The sequence below is a fragment of the Cytobacillus kochii genome, assembly GCF_044790165.1.
GTDB lineage: Bacteria > Bacillota > Bacilli > Bacillales > Cytobacillaceae > Cytobacillus > Cytobacillus kochii.
On the sequence record NZ_CP085254.1, the window covers coordinates 1,760,247 to 1,776,755 of the forward strand.

The following is a 16,509-nucleotide window of genomic DNA, read 5'->3' on the forward strand; positions in this document are numbered from 1 at the left end:
TCAAAAGTGGCTTCTCTATCGGAATTCCATATGTTAAGTGTACTTGCACAAGAAATGAATATGCGTAAAGCAGCTGAACGATTGTTTGTATCACAACCAGCTCTTTCTCAAAGGTTACAAAATATCGAGAAAGAATGGGGAAGTAGATTATTCGTACGGTCTCAAAAGGGATTGTCCTTAACACCAGCAGGTGAAATGGTCATCAAGTTTGTTAATGAGGTCGTGGCAGCTGAGGAAAAGGTAAAAGAATCGATTCAGTCTTTAAATACTGAAGTATACGGGACATTGAAAATTGCTGTTGCTTCCATTGTCGGGCAAAATTGGTTACCTCAAGTATTAAAGAAATTTGTTAATCGCTATCCTCAAGCGAAAATATCCTTGATTACAGGCTGGAGTAGTGAAATTCTAAGATCACTTTATGATGACGATGTACATATTGGGATTATTCGCGGTACACCAGATTGGAAAGGTGTTAAGATACCTTTATTTAAAGATAGCCTGTATCTTGTTGATACAGAGATTAAGGATACGAATCAAATATTAGAAACCGATCGGCCCTTTATTCAATTCAAAAGTGATTCAAATTATTATCAAGAGATACAAGACTGGTGGTTAAGGAAATTTAAGACACCGCCGAAAAGGACGATTGTAGTCGATCAAATTGAGACCTGTAAACAAATGACATTAAATGGGATAGGTTATGCAATATTACCTGCCATTACATTAACGGGGATGGAGAAAAATATATTTATTAGTCCCCTACAGGATGAAAACGAACAACCTATTAGTCGTGATACATGGTTACTTGGATATGAATCAGCTTTTGAGCTGAAGCAAGTACAAGCATTTGTCGAATTAATTAAGCAACATATAGCTGAAGAACAAAAATGATAATATCACTTGTTTTCAATGCGTTAGTTTGTTAAATTAATTCTAGTTAGTTTATACATATATGAACATCAAAGGAGGAATTACAATGAAAATGATGGATGCAAATGAAATCATTTCTTTTATTCAAAATAGTACTAAATCTACACCTGTAAAAGTCTATATTAAAGGTGATTTAGAGAATATCGATTTTGGTAGCTCAAGTCAATCTTTTCTGAATGGTCAAAGTGGTGTCGTTTTCGGTGAATGGGCTGAAATTGAACAAGCAATTAAAAATAATGAAGCGAAAATTGAAGATTATGTAATCGAAAATGATCGCCGTAATTCTGCTATTCCATTATTAGATATGAAAAACATTAAAGCACGTATTGAACCAGGTGCAATTATTCGTGATCAAGTTGAAATTGGCGACAATGTTGTCATTATGATGGGGGCTTCTATTAATATCGGTGCTGCTATCGGAGAAGGAACAATGATTGATATGAATGTCGTCCTTGGTGGACGAGCAACTGTCGGTAAAAACTGCCACATTGGTGCAGGTTCCGTATTAGCAGGTGTCATTGAACCCCCTTCTGCAAAACCAGTTATTGTTGAAGATGACGTAGTAATTGGGGCAAATGCAGTTATTTTAGAAGGCGTAACTGTTGGTAAAGGTGCTGTTGTTGCAGCGGGTGCAATTGTCATTGATGATGTAGCACCTAATACAGTTGTAGCTGGTACACCAGCAAAGGTCATCAAACAAATTGATGATAAAACAAAATCAAAAACAGAAATTAAGCAAGAACTTCGTCAACTTTAATCATAAGGTAAAATGAATATAGAAAAAGCGTGGAAGTTTATTTCCACGCTTTTGTATATGGAGGAGAATAGTAGTTGATTGATAATCAATTTGTGAGAATACGCCGAGACTTGCATAAGATACCGGAACTAGGATTTCAAGAAGTGAAAACCCAGAAATATTTATTAGAATATATTGCCTCATTGGATCAAACGCGAATGGAAGTAAAAACGTGGAGAACTGGTATTATCTTAAGGATTAAGGGCTTGAATCCTTCCAAAACGATTGGTTACAGGGCAGATATAGATGGCCTGCCAATTGATGAAGAAACAGACTATCCTTTCCAATCCACGCATAAAGGAAATATGCATGCCTGTGGTCACGACTTTCATATGGCAATCGCACTTGGTGTAATAACTAATATCGTCAATCATCCAATTAATGATGATATGGTATTTATTTTTCAACCTGCTGAAGAAGGACCAGGTGGAGCCAAGCCATTGTTAGAATCAGCAGAATTTCAACAATGGAAACCTGACATGATTTTCGCTTTGCATATTGCACCCGAATACCCTGTTGGTACAATCGCTGTGAAAGAAGGGCTGTTGTTTGCTAATACGTCAGAATTGTTTATCGATTTAAAAGGCAAAGGTGGCCATGCAGCCTACCCTCATCAAACAATAGATATGGTCGTAGCAGCATGCTCTTTAGTTAATCAACTTCAGACCATTGTTTCAAGAAACATTGACCCTCTTGATAGTGCTGTTGTAACAGTAGGAAAAATCACTGGTGGTACAGTACAAAATATTATTGCTGAAAATGCAAGAATAGAGGGAACGATCAGAACGCTCTCACCAACATCGATGAACAGAGTAAAACAAAGAATTGAGGCGCTTGTACAAGGAGTAGAAGTGGGCTATGAATGTCAAACAACAATCGATTATGGAAGTAATTATTATCAAGTATACAATGATGAAGTGTTAACAGCCGATCTCATGCAATTCACAGAAGGCCATAAAGAGGCAAACTTATTTATTTGTAAAGAAGCGATGACAGGTGAAGACTTTGGTTATATGCTACGTGAAATTCCCGGTTTTATGTTCTGGCTAGGAGTTAATTCTCCATTTGGTTTACACCATGCACGCCTTAAGCCAGATGAGGGAGCAATTAATTTAGCGATTAACTATATCGTTGATTACTTGAACTATAAAGGGAATAGGGCGTAATCACTTCATATCAATCGAGCGCACGCTCAATTATTTTCATCACTTAGCTCTTTTTGATAATATAATAATATAGATAATAAATTGAATAATTTAGAATAAATCCTAATTTAAATTCATTTTAATTTACCTTGACTATTATCAAGAAGAAATGTATAATTATTATCGATGAACAAGTTGCAAATGAGAATATACATATCAATTCTTGTTTAGTACATAATTACTGGAGGGAATTAATCATGGCAGAACGTATGGTAGGAAAACAAGCACCAAGATTTGAAATGGACGCTGTATTGGCTAATAAGGAATTTGGTAAAGTAAGTCTTGAAGAAAATATGAAGAATGATAAATGGACAGTTCTTTTCTTCTATCCAATGGATTTCACTTTTGTTTGCCCAACTGAAATTACTGCAATGTCAGATCGCTATGATGAATTCGAAGATCTTGATGCAGAAGTAATTGGTGTATCAACAGATACTATTCACACTCATTTAGCATGGATTAATACTGATCGTAAAGAAAATGGACTTGGTAATCTTAACTATCCATTAGCTGCGGATACAAACCATGTTGTATCACGTGACTATGGTGTCTTAATTGAAGAAGAAGGTGTAGCACTTCGTGGGCTATATATCATTAACCCTGAAGGAGAGCTAATGTATTCAGTAGTAAACCATAACAACATTGGCCGTGACGTTGATGAAACCCTACGTGTGCTTCAAGCACTTCAAACGGGTGGCCTTTGCCCAGCTAACTGGAAACCAGGTCAAAAAACTCTATAATTCATTAGAGTCTTATAACCCTATTGTTGGGTTACATAAGAAAAGAGGCCTAACATTCGTTTGTTAGGTCTCTTTTCTTCAGAGTTATCTATTCATGAAGGGAGATTGACTATATGAAATTACGTGCGCCAATGCCTGAATTAACAGGAGCAACAGAATGGTTAAATGGACAAGTGACAAAAGAGGAGCTTATTGGCGAAAAGCCAACACTTATTCATTTTTGGTCTATCAGTTGTCATCTATGTAAAGAAGCCATGCCTCAAGTGAATCAATTTAGAGATGAATATAGTGAAAAGTTAAATGTGATTGCTGTTCATATGCCAAGGTCTGAAGATGATCTAGATTTAGAAGAAATCAAGAAAGTGGCTGCAGAACACGATATCACACAACCAATTTATGTTGATAGTGAACATAAATTGAATGATGCCTTTGAAAATCAATATGTCCCTGCTTATTATGTATTTGATAAAGAGGGTGTCCTTCGTCACTTCCAAGCAGGTGGTAGCGGAATGAAAATGTTAACAAAGCGCGTTAATCGTGTGTTGGATGAGATGGAGAAATCTGAATAAAGGGTAGCTTAAAAGCTGAGATTCATTAATCTCAGCTTTTTTTTATTGGAATTGAAAAGATAAAATGAATTACTACATTTATAGCTTTTCCATTCATAAATGTGGTAGAATAATGTTCGTTAATAGGTGATAATTCGGAGGTTTACTTATGAGAAAAAACTTTGTTGTCATTGGTTTAGGTAGATTTGGTGGTAGTATTTGTAAAGAGCTAACGGAACAAGGGATGGAAGTAATGGCGATTGATTCGAATGAGGCAAGAGTGAATGAGTTTTCAGTTATTGCCTCTCACGCAGTAGTAGGTGATACAACGGATGATGCTGTCATTAAAAGTCTGGGTTTGCGTAACTTCGATCACGTAATTGTAGCCATCGGAGACGATATTCAAGCAAGTATATTGACAACATTGATGTTAAAAGAAAATGGCGTTAAAAAAGTAACTGTTAAAGCTCAAAATGATTATCATGGCAAAGTATTAAGTAAAATAGGGGCAGACGTCATTGTGCACCCTGAAAGAGATATGGGGATTAGGATTGCTCATAAGTTAGCCTCCAATAGTATACTTGATTATTTAGAGTTATCTGATGAGCATAGCATCGTTGAAATTGAAGCAAATGAAAGAATTGGCGGGCATTCGATTATTGATTTGGATATAAGAGCAAAGTATGGTGTGAATATAGTAGCAATCAAACGCAGGTCAAGTATTATTGTCTCGCCACAAGCTACGGAAATTATACAATATAAAGATGTACTTATTGTTATTGGGGCAGATAATGATATTAATCGTTTAGAGAAAAAGATGTTAAGTTAAAAAAAAGCATTCGAGGTAAACTCGAATGCTTTTTATCATACTTCCATAATGATAGGTAGTATCATTGGACGGCGTTTTGTTTTTTCATATAAGAACGGAGCAAGTGTATCTGTAATTTCATTTTTAATCTCAGACCATTGTGTTGTTTTTCTTTCCATCACTTTATTCAAATGTTTAGCGATTAAGGATTGTGCATCATTGATAAGGTCTCCAGATTCTCTCATGTATACAAATCCTCTAGAAATTAAGTCTGGGCCAGCAGAAATCTTAAACTCTTTCATGTTAATACTAACAACAACCACAACTAGTCCTTCTTCTGATAGAATGCGGCGGTCACGTAAAACAATATTTCCTATATCGCCAATACCATTACCATCGATATACACATTACCTGATGGGATTTTCCCTGCAACTTGAGCAGTCTGATCACTGAGGGCTAGCACATCACCATTGTCCATGATAAAGATATCTTCTTCATTCACACCACAATCTATAGCTAGGCCAGCGTGCATTTTTTGCATGCGATATTCACCGTGTATCGGCATGAAGAACTTTGGTTTGATTAATCTTAACATAAGCTTTTGCTCTTCTTGTCCACCATGTCCTGATGTGTGAATATTATTTAATTTACCATAAATCACTTCAGCACCAGCACGTGAGAGACGATCAATTGTTCTACTTACACTAATCGTATTACCAGGTATTGGTGAAGAAGAAAAGACAACAGTATCACCAGGGTGAATCTGTATTTGGCGATGTGTACCATTTGCGATTCTTGAAAGTGCTGCCATCGGTTCGCCTTGACTTCCCGTACAAAGGATAGTGACTTGGTTAGCAGGGAGACGATTAATTTGCTGTGCATCAATAAATGTATCTTTTGGTGCAGTAATATAACCAAGTTCTTGACCAATATTAATTGCAGCTTCCATACTTCTTCCAAACACTGCGACCTTTCTTCCGTTCCTTACAGCTGCTTCTGTTACTTGCTGAAGACGATGAATGTTCGAAGCAAAGGTAGCAAAGATAATTCTACCCTCTACTTTACGGAAAATATCATGAATGCTATCTCCGACTTTTCTTTCAGACATCGTAAATTCAGGAATTTCACTATTTGTACTATCTGAAAGTAAGCAAAGGACACCTTCTTTACCAATTTCAGCGATTTTAGTTAAATTAGCAGGTTCGCCAACTGGCGTAAAATCAAATTTAAAGTCTCCAGTATGAACGACTTGACCTGGAGGAGTTTTTACAACAATCCCATAAGAATCAGGGATACTATGCGTTGTTCTAAAGAATGTCACAGAAGTTTTTCTAAATTTAATGATATCATCTTCCTGAATCTCATATAACTTCGTCTGTCTTAGTAAACCATGTTCTTCAAGCTTATTTTTTAATAAGCCTAGTGCTAGTTTTCCACCATAAATGGGGATATTTATCGTTTTTAATAAATACGGAATCCCGCCGATATGGTCCTCGTGTCCGTGCGTAATAAACAAACCCTTAATCTTATCTTCATTCTTTTGTAAATAAGTGTAATCAGGAATAACATAGTCAATCCCTAATAATTCATCTTCCGGAAATTTAATTCCCGCATCAATTAGGATAATCTCATCTTGGAATTGTACTGCATACGTATTTTTTCCGATCTCTCCAAGACCACCAAGAGCGAATACAGCAGTCTGGTCATTTTTAACAAATTTCATAAATTATTCAATCTCCAATACTTTAAAATCTTGATGATCTTGCTCATAAGCTAAGTAGTCACCTTCAACTGCTGTAACAAACTCAATATTGATTGGACGCGTTTTTAGTTTAGTTCGGACGTCCCTTTCATTTTTACCTTCTACATACACGGTTTTTGTGTGCTCACGTACAGGCACTTCTTTCGCGGACTCTTGATAGTAAACTTTAAATAACATAGGGTATCTCTCCTTATTCCGTAGTCTTTATCTATATTTTTTAAAAAGTAACATGAGATATAGGATAAGAGATCGTCACATGTAAGTATATTAAGGAAAAAAGGCTGCTCATACATTGACTCATTATTTATTTTTAGTATGGTTACCTACCAGGGGTAACAAAGACCTTTTTAAGAATCAATGTTTAGCATTACTTACTCGACTTTAAATCGTATGTTTAAATAATTTATAGACTAAGCCAAATATTGGTCTTATATACTTAACATTGTTGGATTTCTTAACACAATCTAATGTATTTACTTAGTTAAAGCGTTAATTGTATAATAAAATTAAATCAGTCTAGTGGCTTTCATCATCATGCCCATTCTTATTTATGTCTAAAACAGTGACTTTTTATTTCACGAATTGCCATTTCATTTCTGTATGTCATGTATGTAATTAAGTGTATTGATTATAAATTTACAATAATGAAGGAGCCCTTCGCAAGTTTGAAGGGCTCAAAATCCGTTTTCACTACTATTTGTCATACTTTAAACACTTTTCGATTCAATTCCCTTAATCCTATTGTATACGATATGCGTGTAAAGTAAAGCCTTCGGTTAGAGTTTTAGTAAAAAATGTTATTGATCTGTAGTTGTTTGACATCTTAAACAAGAAGGTTATATGGTTTTAGTAGTGGGAATCGTAATGAACAGAAATCATTTATCATGTAGGTAGAAAAAAGGAGTTATAAAATGAAAATTGTATTTTTTGATATAGACGGAACTTTGCTCAATAAAGATAATGTTATACCTGATTCAACAAAAAAAGCGGTCAAGCAGTTACAGGAAAATGGCATTTATGTAGCGATTGCTACAGGAAGAGCTCCATTTATGTTTAAGCATATTAGAGAGCAATTAGATATTGAGTCTTTTGTTAGTTTTAACGGTCAATATGTTGTGTTTGAAGGAAACGTCATCTATAAAAAACCCTTAAATAAGGTCCAATTAAGACAATTAGAGAAACATACACATAAAAATGGTCATCCGATGGTCTATTTAAATGAAGAGACAATGAAATCATCTGTTTCTCATCATCCATATATTCAAGAAAGTATGGATAGCCTTGATTTTCCACACCCTGAAGAAGATGCTATTTTCTATGAAAAGAAAGAGATTTATCAGGCACTTGTTTTCTGTAAACATGAGGATGAAAGCCTATATTTAGATGTTTATGACGATTTTGGCTTTGTAAGATGGCATCGTGTATCTACTGATGTTGTCCCATCTGGAGGAACGAAAGCAGAAGGAATAAAAGAAATGATTAAGAGACTAAACATCAGCATGGAAGATGTATACGCTTTTGGTGATGGTTTAAATGATATTGAAATGCTTGAGGCTAGTGGTGTCGGTGTTGCTATGGGAAACGCTTTTCCAGAAGTTAAAAAAGTCGCAAATATGGTGACTGAACATGTAGACCAAGATGGGATATGGAAGGGGCTAAGAAGGCTGGAATTAATATAACGAAAGCCTGGGTAAAGATTAAAATGGAGGGAGTAATTATACTCTCCTCCATTACTTAAGAACTTTACATTCTTTCTATCGCAATAGCATTTTCAATTGGTTTGAAAGGGTCTTGTTGATTTATATGGTCATAGAACATCACACCGTTTAAATGATCAATTTCATGTTGAAAACAAATAGCAGGTAACCCTTTTAATCTTATTTTAACTTCTTCATTGTCAATGTTATACCCTTTAACTGTAACTCGTGCATACCTTGGAACAAACCCTTCAATCACCTCATCCACTGAAAGACAGCCTTCTCCAGCTGTTAAATATGCCTTCTCAACTGAATGGCTAATAATTTTGGGGTTGAAGAGTGCGTAACTGATTAAGTTGTTTTTTTCATCCGAACAATGAACGGCAATCATTCTTTTTGATACATTTATTTGTGGAGCTGCTAACCCTATTCCTGGCCTTAATCCATATTGCTCCGCAATGGCAGGGTTTTGACTATTTTGTACATACATCATCAAATCGTTTAATAGTTTCTTGTCCTCTGAAGAAGCTGGTAAAATAACCTCTTCGGCTACTTTCCTTAACACAGGATGACCATCTCGGACAATATCATTCATCGTTAACAAAATTTCAACACTCCTTGAAAAGGTAAATATCATGTTATTGTATTTTTTAGGATCTATTGAAAAGTTTTAGTGAAATAAGGGTGTCTTATGTTCCCTCTCTTTTCAATCGACAAGGTAATGAAATAAGTTTACCAAACAAAATTGAAAAAGTTAATCTAATCATTGACATATTCTCTATGTAAAGGTGTAGATATTATCTACACCCTCCAAATACTAGTTCCAAAGAGCTGCCCCTACGATAATCAATAAAATAAAGAGAACGATAATTAAAGCAAATCCACTTCCACCACAACCGTTTCCACAACCACCATTACCGTATCCGTATCCAGACATAGTTTATACCTCCAGCATTTTTCATTTTCATCCTTAGCGGACGATTAGTATAGGCTATGACCAAGAAAAGCAAATTGTATGGGCCAGCGCCTAAAGCATAGTTGAAAATAACAAGAATATATATAGTACTAGTTAATAATTGTAAAATGTTTAAAGTATCGATATAGTAGAAGTGATAAACGACAAAATTTTTATAAATTAGACAAGTTTATGCAAACAGAGATACATAATGGTCTAGACGAATTAAGTGGAGGGATAGGATGTATAAGAAAGTAAAACTCATTGGACTAACAATGGTCGCAAGTATCGTATTCCTAGGTGGTTGCAGTCAAAGTCCAAAAGAAGAGATGCTCAATACGTTAGAGGAAGTTGCTCAAGCTGAACAAGAATTCAAAAATCAACAGGAGCCTCTTGTAGAAATTGAGAAAAAAGAAAAAGAAATTTATGATCAAATTATTGCTTTAAGTATGAAAGAATTCGATCAAATTAAAGAACTTTCAAATGAAGCGATTGAACTTGTTAATGAACGACAAGAATTAATGAAAAAAGAAGAAGAAAGTATTAATGCTTCGCAAAAAGAGTTCGAAAAAACGGAGAAGCAAATGAGTAAAATTGAAGATGAAAATTTAAAAAAGTCAGCTGATGAATTATACGATGTTATGATGCAGCGTTATGATGTACACAGTGAATTATACAATCATTATATGAATTCAACTGAAATGGACATTGAACTGTATGAGCTATTTAAAAAAGAAGATGTTACATTAGAACAGCTTGAATCCCAAATTGAGAAAATTAATCAATCATATGAGAAGATTGTAGAAAATAATGAAACATTTAATGAGAAAACGAAAGAATATAATGATAAGAAGCTTGCGTTTTATAAGGATGCTGGCATAGAAATGGAAGAGAAAAAAGAATAGTATACGATTAAAAGAGTATATGTAAACGAGCAAATTCAATTATCTGGATTTGCTCGTTGTTTGTTTATATAATTATTTTCCTTTAAAAAAGTGATTGAATTTTTGATTAATAAAAATTTATAAGTAAGGATCTTTTTTTGTGACGGAGATAACTATGTGCTCAAAGATTTTGGCAGAGTTTATTCAGACTAGTATACTGGAAAGTTTCGAAAAAGCGGGTTATAAAATAATGAAAATAGTCTAATTATATCTCTTTTTATGAATATTACCTTTATTATAACAGATGGATAAAACTACTCTTTTATATAGTACAGATTAAGACAGTTAAAGTTTTAAATTTTCATTCATTATTATTTGAAATGATTTAAAACCAAAAAAATAAAGGTTTTCACAATTGACGAATGAAAAACCTTATATTAAAATAAATGCAAACGAAGAAAAGTGTGTCATTCATTTTTGTGATACAACTAGTACAGTTTGAAGAAAAGAAGTTATAATAATAAAGACGTTTTTTTTGTTGGTATTTGTGGAAAACTATACTATGTGTTGTCATCAGACAAATATAAACGTGATATTCTCCATTTGATAATCAATTAAGCGTTTTTAAAATAAGAAAGGGTGACTTTTTATGGCTTCAAAAACGAAAAAGGCTAGTTTAGATGTAAAGAAGCAACTTGAAAAAGTAGAAGATCAATTTGAAACACTGCAAATTTTAGATGAAGAAGGTAAAGTTGTTAATGAATCAGCAATGCCAGATCTAAAAGATGAGCAATTACAAGAACTAATGAAACGGATGGTGTACACACGTATTCTTGACCAACGTTCCATTTCTTTAAATAGACAAGGTAGACTGGGCTTTTATGCGCCAACTGCTGGACAAGAAGCATCTCAACTGGCTTCACAATTTGCTTTAGAGAAAGAAGATTTTATTTTACCTGGATATAGAGATGTCCCTCAAATCATTTGGCATGGCCTTCCGCTTGCTCAAGCATTCTTATGGTCTAGAGGTCATTTTGAAGGTGGAAACATCCCAGAGGACGTCCACGTGATTGCACCACAAATTATTATTGGTGCACAATACATTCAAACTGCAGGAGTAGCATTAGGTATTAAGAAACGTGGCGAAAAGAAAGTAGCGATTACTTATACTGGTGATGGTGGAGCTTCACAAGGTGATTTCTATGAAGGAATTAACTTTGCTGGTGCCTTCAAAGCACCTGCTATTTTCATTGTTCAAAACAATCGCTTTGCCATTTCAACACCTGTAGAGAAGCAATCTGCTGCTAAAACAATTGCACAAAAAGCTGTTGCTGCAGGAATTCCTGGTATTCAAGTTGATGGTATGGATGCTCTAGCTGTTTATGCTGCTGTTAGTGAAGCACGTGAGCGCGCTATTAATGGAGAAGGACCAACATTAATTGAGACATTAACGTATCGTTATGGTCCTCACACAATGGCTGGCGATGACCCGACGCGTTACAGAACAAGTGATCTCGATAATGAATGGGAAAAGAAAGATCCACTTGTTCGCTTCCGTAAATTCCTAGAAGGCAAGAAATTATGGAATGAAGATATGGAAAACGAGGTCATTGAAAAAGCAAAAGAAGATATAAAAGTGGCTATTAAAGAAGCTGATAACACACCAAAACAAAAAGTAACTGACTTAATCAATATTATGTATGAAGAAATGCCTTATCACCTTAAAGAACAATATGAAATTTATAAAGAGAAGGAGTCGAAGTAAGCCATGGCGCAAATGACAATGATCCAAGCAATCACTGATGCACTTCGTACAGAACTTAAGAATGACCCGAATGTATTAGTATTTGGAGAAGACGTAGGCGTAAACGGTGGAGTGTTCCGTGCTACTGAAGGTCTTCAAAAAGAATTCGGCGAAGAGCGTGTGTTTGATACACCACTAGCGGAATCTGGAATTGGCGGTCTTGCAGTCGGACTTGGTTTACAAGGCTATCGCCCAGTTCCTGAAATTCAATTCTTTGGATTTGTTTATGAAGTAATGGATAGTATTTCCGGACAGCTTGCTCGTATGCGCTATCGTTCTGGAGGAAGATATAATGCCCCTGTTACTATTCGTTCACCATTTGGTGGCGGTGTACACACACCAGAAATGCATGCTGATAGTTTAGAAGGATTGATGGCTCAACAACCTGGTCTAAAGGTCGTTATTCCTTCTTCTCCATATGATGCAAAAGGTCTTTTAATTTCTGCGATTCGAGATAATGATCCTGTTATTTTCTTGGAGCATATGAAATTATATCGTTCATTCCGCCAAGAAGTGCCTGAAGAAGAATATACAATTCCTCTAGGTAAAGCTGAAGTGAAACGTGAAGGTAATGACATATCAATTGTTACTTATGGTGCAATGGTGCATGAAGCATTAAAGGCGGCTGACGAATTAGAAAAAGAAGGACATTCAGCAGAAGTGATTGACCTTCGAACAGTTAGCCCAATTGATATTGAAACAATTATTTCTTCTGTTGAGAAAACAAACAGAGCAATTGTTGTGCAAGAAGCACAAAAACAAGCTGGTGTTGCAGCAAATGTTGTGGCTGAAATTAACGACCGTGCGATTCTTAGCTTAGAGGCGCCTGTATTACGTGTAGCAGCTCCTGATACTGTGTTTGCTTTTCCACAAGCGGAAACAGTATGGTTGCCGAACTATAAAGACATTATTCAAACTGCAAAAAAAGTAATTGAATTTTAAATAAAATAGGGAACGTGACCCCTAATTTCTTTAATAACTATGATACAATAGGATGGTGAATTTAATTGGCATTTCAATTTAGATTGCCTGATATCGGTGAAGGTATCCATGAAGGCGAAATCGTCAAATGGTTTGTAAAAGCTGGTGATGAAGTTCAAGAAGATGATGTTCTTTGTGAAGTTCAAAATGATAAAGCGGTAGTTGAAATACCTTCTCCTGTAAAAGGGAAAGTAGAAGAGATTCACGTAGAAGAAGGTAGCGTAGCCACTGTTGGACAAGTACTTATTAGCTTCGATGCACCTGGTTATGAAGACTTAAAGTTTAAAGGTGACCATGAAGAAGAAGAGTCTGAGGAAAAGAAAGAAACAGAATCTCAAGTTCAAGGAACTGCTGAAGAAGGAGAAAGTGTAGAAAAAGAGAAAACAGCTCCTAAAGATGAAGACAAAAAAGAAGGAAAAGTTATCTCTGAAACAAACACTGACTCTAATCAGCGTGTTATTGCTATGCCTTCAGTACGTAAGTATGCAAGAGAAAAAGGTGTAGATATTCAACAAGTAAGCGGTAGCGGAAAAAATGGACGTGTGGTAAAAGAGGATATTAATCTATTCTTAGAAGGTGGAAATGAGCAACAAGCTGACACTGAGCCTCAACAACAAGACGCTTCGGTTGAAAGTAAGGAAGAGGAGAAATCCCAAACTCAGTCTATTCCTGAAGGAAGCTATCCTGAAACACGTGAAAAAATGAGTGGTATTCGAAAAGCGATTGCTAAAGCAATGGTTAAGACGAAGCAAACGGCTCCGCATGTGACATTAATGGACGAAATCGATGTAACAAAATTAGTTGCTCATCGTAAGAAGTTCAAAGAAGTTGCCGCAGAAAAAGGAATTAAATTAACCTTCTTACCTTATGTAGTAAAAGCATTAACAAGTGCATTACGTGAATATCCAGTCCTTAACACTTCACTAGATGAAGAAGCGGGAGAAATCGTTCACAAGCATTATTACAATATTGGTATCGCTGCTGATACTGATAGAGGGTTACTTGTACCAGTGGTTAAAGATGCTGACCGTAAATCAATATTCACTACGTCAAATGAGATAAATGAATTAGCTACAAAAGCAAGAGATGGAAAACTTTCAGGAAGCGAAATGAAAGGTGCTTCTTGTACGATAACAAATATCGGCTCTGCTGGTGGTCAATGGTTTACACCACTTATTAACCAACCAGAAGTAGCTATTTTAGGTATCGGTCGAATTGCTGAAAAAGCAATCGTCAAAGATGGAGAAATTATCGCAGCACCAGTTCTAGCATTATCATTGAGCTTTGATCACCGCATCATCGATGGCGCTACTGCTCAAAATGCACTAAATCACATCAAGCGTTTACTAAATGACCCAGAATTATTGCTAATGGAGGCGTAAGAAATGGTAGTAGGAGATTTCCCAATTGAAACAGATACTATAGTAATTGGTTCAGGTCCAGGAGGATATGTGGCAGCCATTCGTGCCGCACAAACAGGACAAAAAGTAACAATCGTAGAAAGAGGTGAAGTAGGGGGCGTATGCTTAAACGTTGGATGTATTCCATCTAAAGCATTGATCTCTGCTGGTCACCGTTATGAAACGGCTAAAGAATCAGAATCAATTGGTATTACAGCTGAAAACGTAAAAGTTGATTTCTCTAAAGTCCAAGAATTTAAAGCTGGCGTAGTTAAAAAGTTAGTAGGCGGTGTTCAAGGCTTACTTAAAGGTAACAAAATTGACATTGTTAAAGGTGAAGCGTACTTTGTCGATGCCAACACTTTACGTGTAATGGATGACAATTCCGCACAAACATACACTTTTAAAAATGCGATTATTGCAACTGGTTCAAGACCAATTGAACTACCAGCATTTAAATATTCTAAACGTGTATTAAATTCTACAGGGGCGCTAGCGCTTGAGGAAATTCCAGAAAAAATCGCTGTTATTGGTGGCGGTGTAATTGGTGTCGAGCTTGGTGGTGCATACGCAAGCTTTGGTTCTCAAGTAACTATTCTAGAAGGTGCAGATGATATTCTTCTAGGTTTTGAGAAACAAATGACAACACTTGTGAAAAAGAACTTAAAGAAAAAAGGTGCAGAAATTATTACTAAAGCATCTGCAAAGTCAGTTGAAGAAACTGAAAATGGTGTAAAAGTAACTTATGAAGTAAAAGGTAAAGAAGAAGTTTTAGAAGCTGATTACTTATTTGTTATGGTTGGTCGTCGTCCTAACACAGATGAACTTGGCCTTGAGCAAGTAGGTGTGAAAATGACTGATAAGGGCGTAATTGAAGTTGACAAACAATGCCGTACAAATGTAAATAGCATTTTTGCTATTGGTGATGTTGTGGCTGGACCTCAACTAGCACATAAAGCTTCATATGAAGGTAAAATTGCTGCTGAGGCAATTGCTGGTGAACCGTCTGAAATTGACTATCTTGGCATTCCAGCTGTTGTATTCTCAGAACCTGAACTTGCAACTGTAGGCTATTCAGAAGCCCAAGCAAAAGAGGAAGGTCTTGAGTATACAGCTGCTAAGTTCCCATTTGCTGCAAATGGCCGTGCATTGGCTCTTGATAGCACAGATGGTTATGTGAAGTTAATTACGCGTAAAGAAGATGGATTAGTAATCGGTGCGCAAATCGCTGGTGCAAATGCATCTGATATGATTGCTGAGCTCGGCTTAGCAATTGAAGCAGGAATGACTGCAGAAGATCTTGCGATGACTATTCATGCCCATCCAACTTTAGGTGAGATAACAATGGAAGCAGCTGAGGTTGCTCTAGGTACACCTATTCATATTGTAAAATAATTATTTTACAAATCGCTGTTATATGATGAACTGCACCACAAATGTTTGCTACATTTGCTGGTGCAGTTTTTTTTGCAAAAAAGTAGCTGTTTAAGGTAAAATTCCTGGAATACATAAAGAATTCAAGATTATTGATAAGAGTGACTTATGTTATGTCTCATGATGTAAGTTAAAGCAAATCTCACACGACTAAAATTCTATATGAAATTAGCACTTTTTTTCGCTTAATTGGAAAGAATACGGAAGTTTTTGGTATATGTTGTATGATACAATGGAAATATCGTTCTGTTCGCATGCATACAATGATAGAAATAAAAGTGCAAATTTTCAGGACGGTGAGGGTATGAGGCTATACACGGTCGTTATTTTACAGTTAATCATATGGAGTGGTTACACATTTGTTGAATGGTTATCAAGATATGACAAATTAAGTATGAAGGTCATCATCCTGCTTATATTTGTTTATTTTGCCATGGTATTGGGTAATCATTTATTACATTCAAAAATGAGAACAGTATTAGCTACTTCTATCAGTATTAGCGTATATTTATTTTTCTATTTCATTATGTTCTACATAGATGATCTAATAAGATAACTTTTAAC

Annotated in this window: 17 protein-coding genes; 13 read left to right on the forward strand and 4 right to left on the reverse strand. The window is 35.6% G+C overall.

The window, feature by feature from the left end; genetic code table 11:
• Positions 1-6 precede the first annotated feature (6 nt).
• The 6 genes from LG276_RS09320 to LG276_RS09345 all read left to right on the forward strand — a co-directional run bounded on the left by LG276_RS09320 (position 7) and on the right by LG276_RS09345 (position 5,048).
• Positions 7-891, forward strand: coding sequence for a LysR family transcriptional regulator (locus LG276_RS09320; RefSeq protein WP_404294188.1), 885 nt, complete (start codon positions 7-9; stop codon positions 889-891).
• 85 nt (positions 892-976) lie between these two features.
• On the forward strand, positions 977-1,687 hold the full coding sequence (gene dapD / locus LG276_RS09325; RefSeq protein ID WP_224937846.1) for a 2,3,4,5-tetrahydropyridine-2,6-dicarboxylate N-acetyltransferase: 711 nt from the start codon (positions 977-979) through the stop codon (positions 1,685-1,687).
• A gap of 74 nt (positions 1,688-1,761) precedes the next feature.
• The gene (locus LG276_RS09330; protein WP_404294190.1) at positions 1,762-2,892 is read left to right on the forward strand and encodes an N-acetyldiaminopimelate deacetylase; all 1,131 of its coding nucleotides are present in this window, start codon (positions 1,762-1,764) and stop codon (positions 2,890-2,892) included.
• A gap of 236 nt (positions 2,893-3,128) precedes the next feature.
• Positions 3,129-3,671 (forward strand): peroxiredoxin, encoded by a 543-nt coding sequence (locus LG276_RS09335; RefSeq protein WP_404294193.1) that lies wholly within the window; start codon positions 3,129-3,131, stop codon positions 3,669-3,671.
• 113 nt (positions 3,672-3,784) lie between these two features.
• Positions 3,785-4,240: a TlpA disulfide reductase family protein gene (locus LG276_RS09340; protein WP_224937848.1), complete on the forward strand. Its 456-nt coding sequence runs from the start codon at positions 3,785-3,787 to the stop codon at positions 4,238-4,240.
• A 148-nt stretch (positions 4,241-4,388) separates the two neighbouring features.
• Positions 4,389-5,048 carry a TrkA family potassium uptake protein gene (locus LG276_RS09345; protein ID WP_224937849.1) on the forward strand — a complete coding sequence of 220 codons (660 nt, stop codon included), beginning with the start codon at positions 4,389-4,391 and terminating at the stop codon, positions 5,046-5,048.
• 35 nt (positions 5,049-5,083) lie between these two features.
• On the opposite strand, the gene rnjA is transcribed toward LG276_RS09345, so the two are convergent.
• Together rnjA and LG276_RS09355 are read right to left on the reverse strand one after the other, a co-directional pair.
• Positions 5,084-6,751 carry a ribonuclease J1 gene (rnjA, locus tag LG276_RS09350; RefSeq protein WP_224937850.1) on the reverse strand — a complete coding sequence of 556 codons (1,668 nt, stop codon included), beginning with the start codon at positions 6,749-6,751 and terminating at the stop codon, positions 5,084-5,086.
• Positions 6,752-6,754: 3 nt separating this feature from the next.
• On the reverse strand, positions 6,755-6,967 hold the full coding sequence (locus LG276_RS09355) for a DNA-dependent RNA polymerase subunit epsilon (RefSeq protein ID WP_095369686.1): 213 nt from the start codon (positions 6,965-6,967) through the stop codon (positions 6,755-6,757).
• Positions 6,968-7,701: 734 nt separating this feature from the next.
• Here LG276_RS09355 and LG276_RS09360 point away from each other — a divergent pair.
• Positions 7,702-8,469 carry a Cof-type HAD-IIB family hydrolase gene (locus tag LG276_RS09360; RefSeq protein ID WP_224937851.1) on the forward strand — a complete coding sequence of 256 codons (768 nt, stop codon included), beginning with the start codon at positions 7,702-7,704 and terminating at the stop codon, positions 8,467-8,469.
• Between the two features lie 64 nt (positions 8,470-8,533).
• Here the strand turns inward: LG276_RS09360 and def are convergent, their stop codons facing one another.
• Both def and LG276_RS09370 read right to left on the reverse strand, forming a co-directional pair.
• Complete coding sequence (def, locus tag LG276_RS09365) at positions 8,534-9,091, reverse strand: peptide deformylase (protein ID WP_224937852.1); 558 nt, start codon at positions 9,089-9,091, stop codon at positions 8,534-8,536.
• Between the two features lie 213 nt (positions 9,092-9,304).
• Positions 9,305-9,424: a YjcZ family sporulation protein gene (locus tag LG276_RS09370; RefSeq protein WP_224937853.1), complete on the reverse strand. Its 120-nt coding sequence runs from the start codon at positions 9,422-9,424 to the stop codon at positions 9,305-9,307.
• Positions 9,425-9,684: 260 nt separating this feature from the next.
• Here LG276_RS09370 and LG276_RS09375 point away from each other — a divergent pair, with 260 nt between their 5' ends.
• From LG276_RS09375 to LG276_RS09400, 6 genes are all read left to right on the forward strand, one after another.
• Positions 9,685-10,347 carry a YkyA family protein gene (locus LG276_RS09375; RefSeq protein WP_224937854.1) on the forward strand — a complete coding sequence of 221 codons (663 nt, stop codon included), beginning with the start codon at positions 9,685-9,687 and terminating at the stop codon, positions 10,345-10,347.
• A gap of 628 nt (positions 10,348-10,975) precedes the next feature.
• On the forward strand, positions 10,976-12,091 hold the full coding sequence (gene pdhA / locus LG276_RS09380) for a pyruvate dehydrogenase (acetyl-transferring) E1 component subunit alpha (RefSeq protein WP_224937855.1): 1,116 nt from the start codon (positions 10,976-10,978) through the stop codon (positions 12,089-12,091).
• A 3-nt stretch (positions 12,092-12,094) separates the two neighbouring features.
• Positions 12,095-13,072, forward strand: a complete 978-nt coding sequence (locus LG276_RS09385) for an alpha-ketoacid dehydrogenase subunit beta (protein WP_224937856.1) — start codon at positions 12,095-12,097, stop codon at positions 13,070-13,072.
• 65 nt (positions 13,073-13,137) lie between these two features.
• On the forward strand, positions 13,138-14,493 hold the full coding sequence (locus LG276_RS09390) for a dihydrolipoamide acetyltransferase family protein (protein WP_095369679.1): 1,356 nt from the start codon (positions 13,138-13,140) through the stop codon (positions 14,491-14,493).
• Between the two features lie 3 nt (positions 14,494-14,496).
• Complete coding sequence (lpdA, locus tag LG276_RS09395; protein ID WP_095369678.1) at positions 14,497-15,906, forward strand: dihydrolipoyl dehydrogenase; 1,410 nt, start codon at positions 14,497-14,499, stop codon at positions 15,904-15,906.
• A 343-nt stretch (positions 15,907-16,249) separates the two neighbouring features.
• Entirely contained in the window at positions 16,250-16,501 is a 252-nt protein-coding gene (locus LG276_RS09400; protein ID WP_095373481.1) for a hypothetical protein, read from the forward strand.
• Positions 16,502-16,509: the final 8 nt, after the last annotated feature.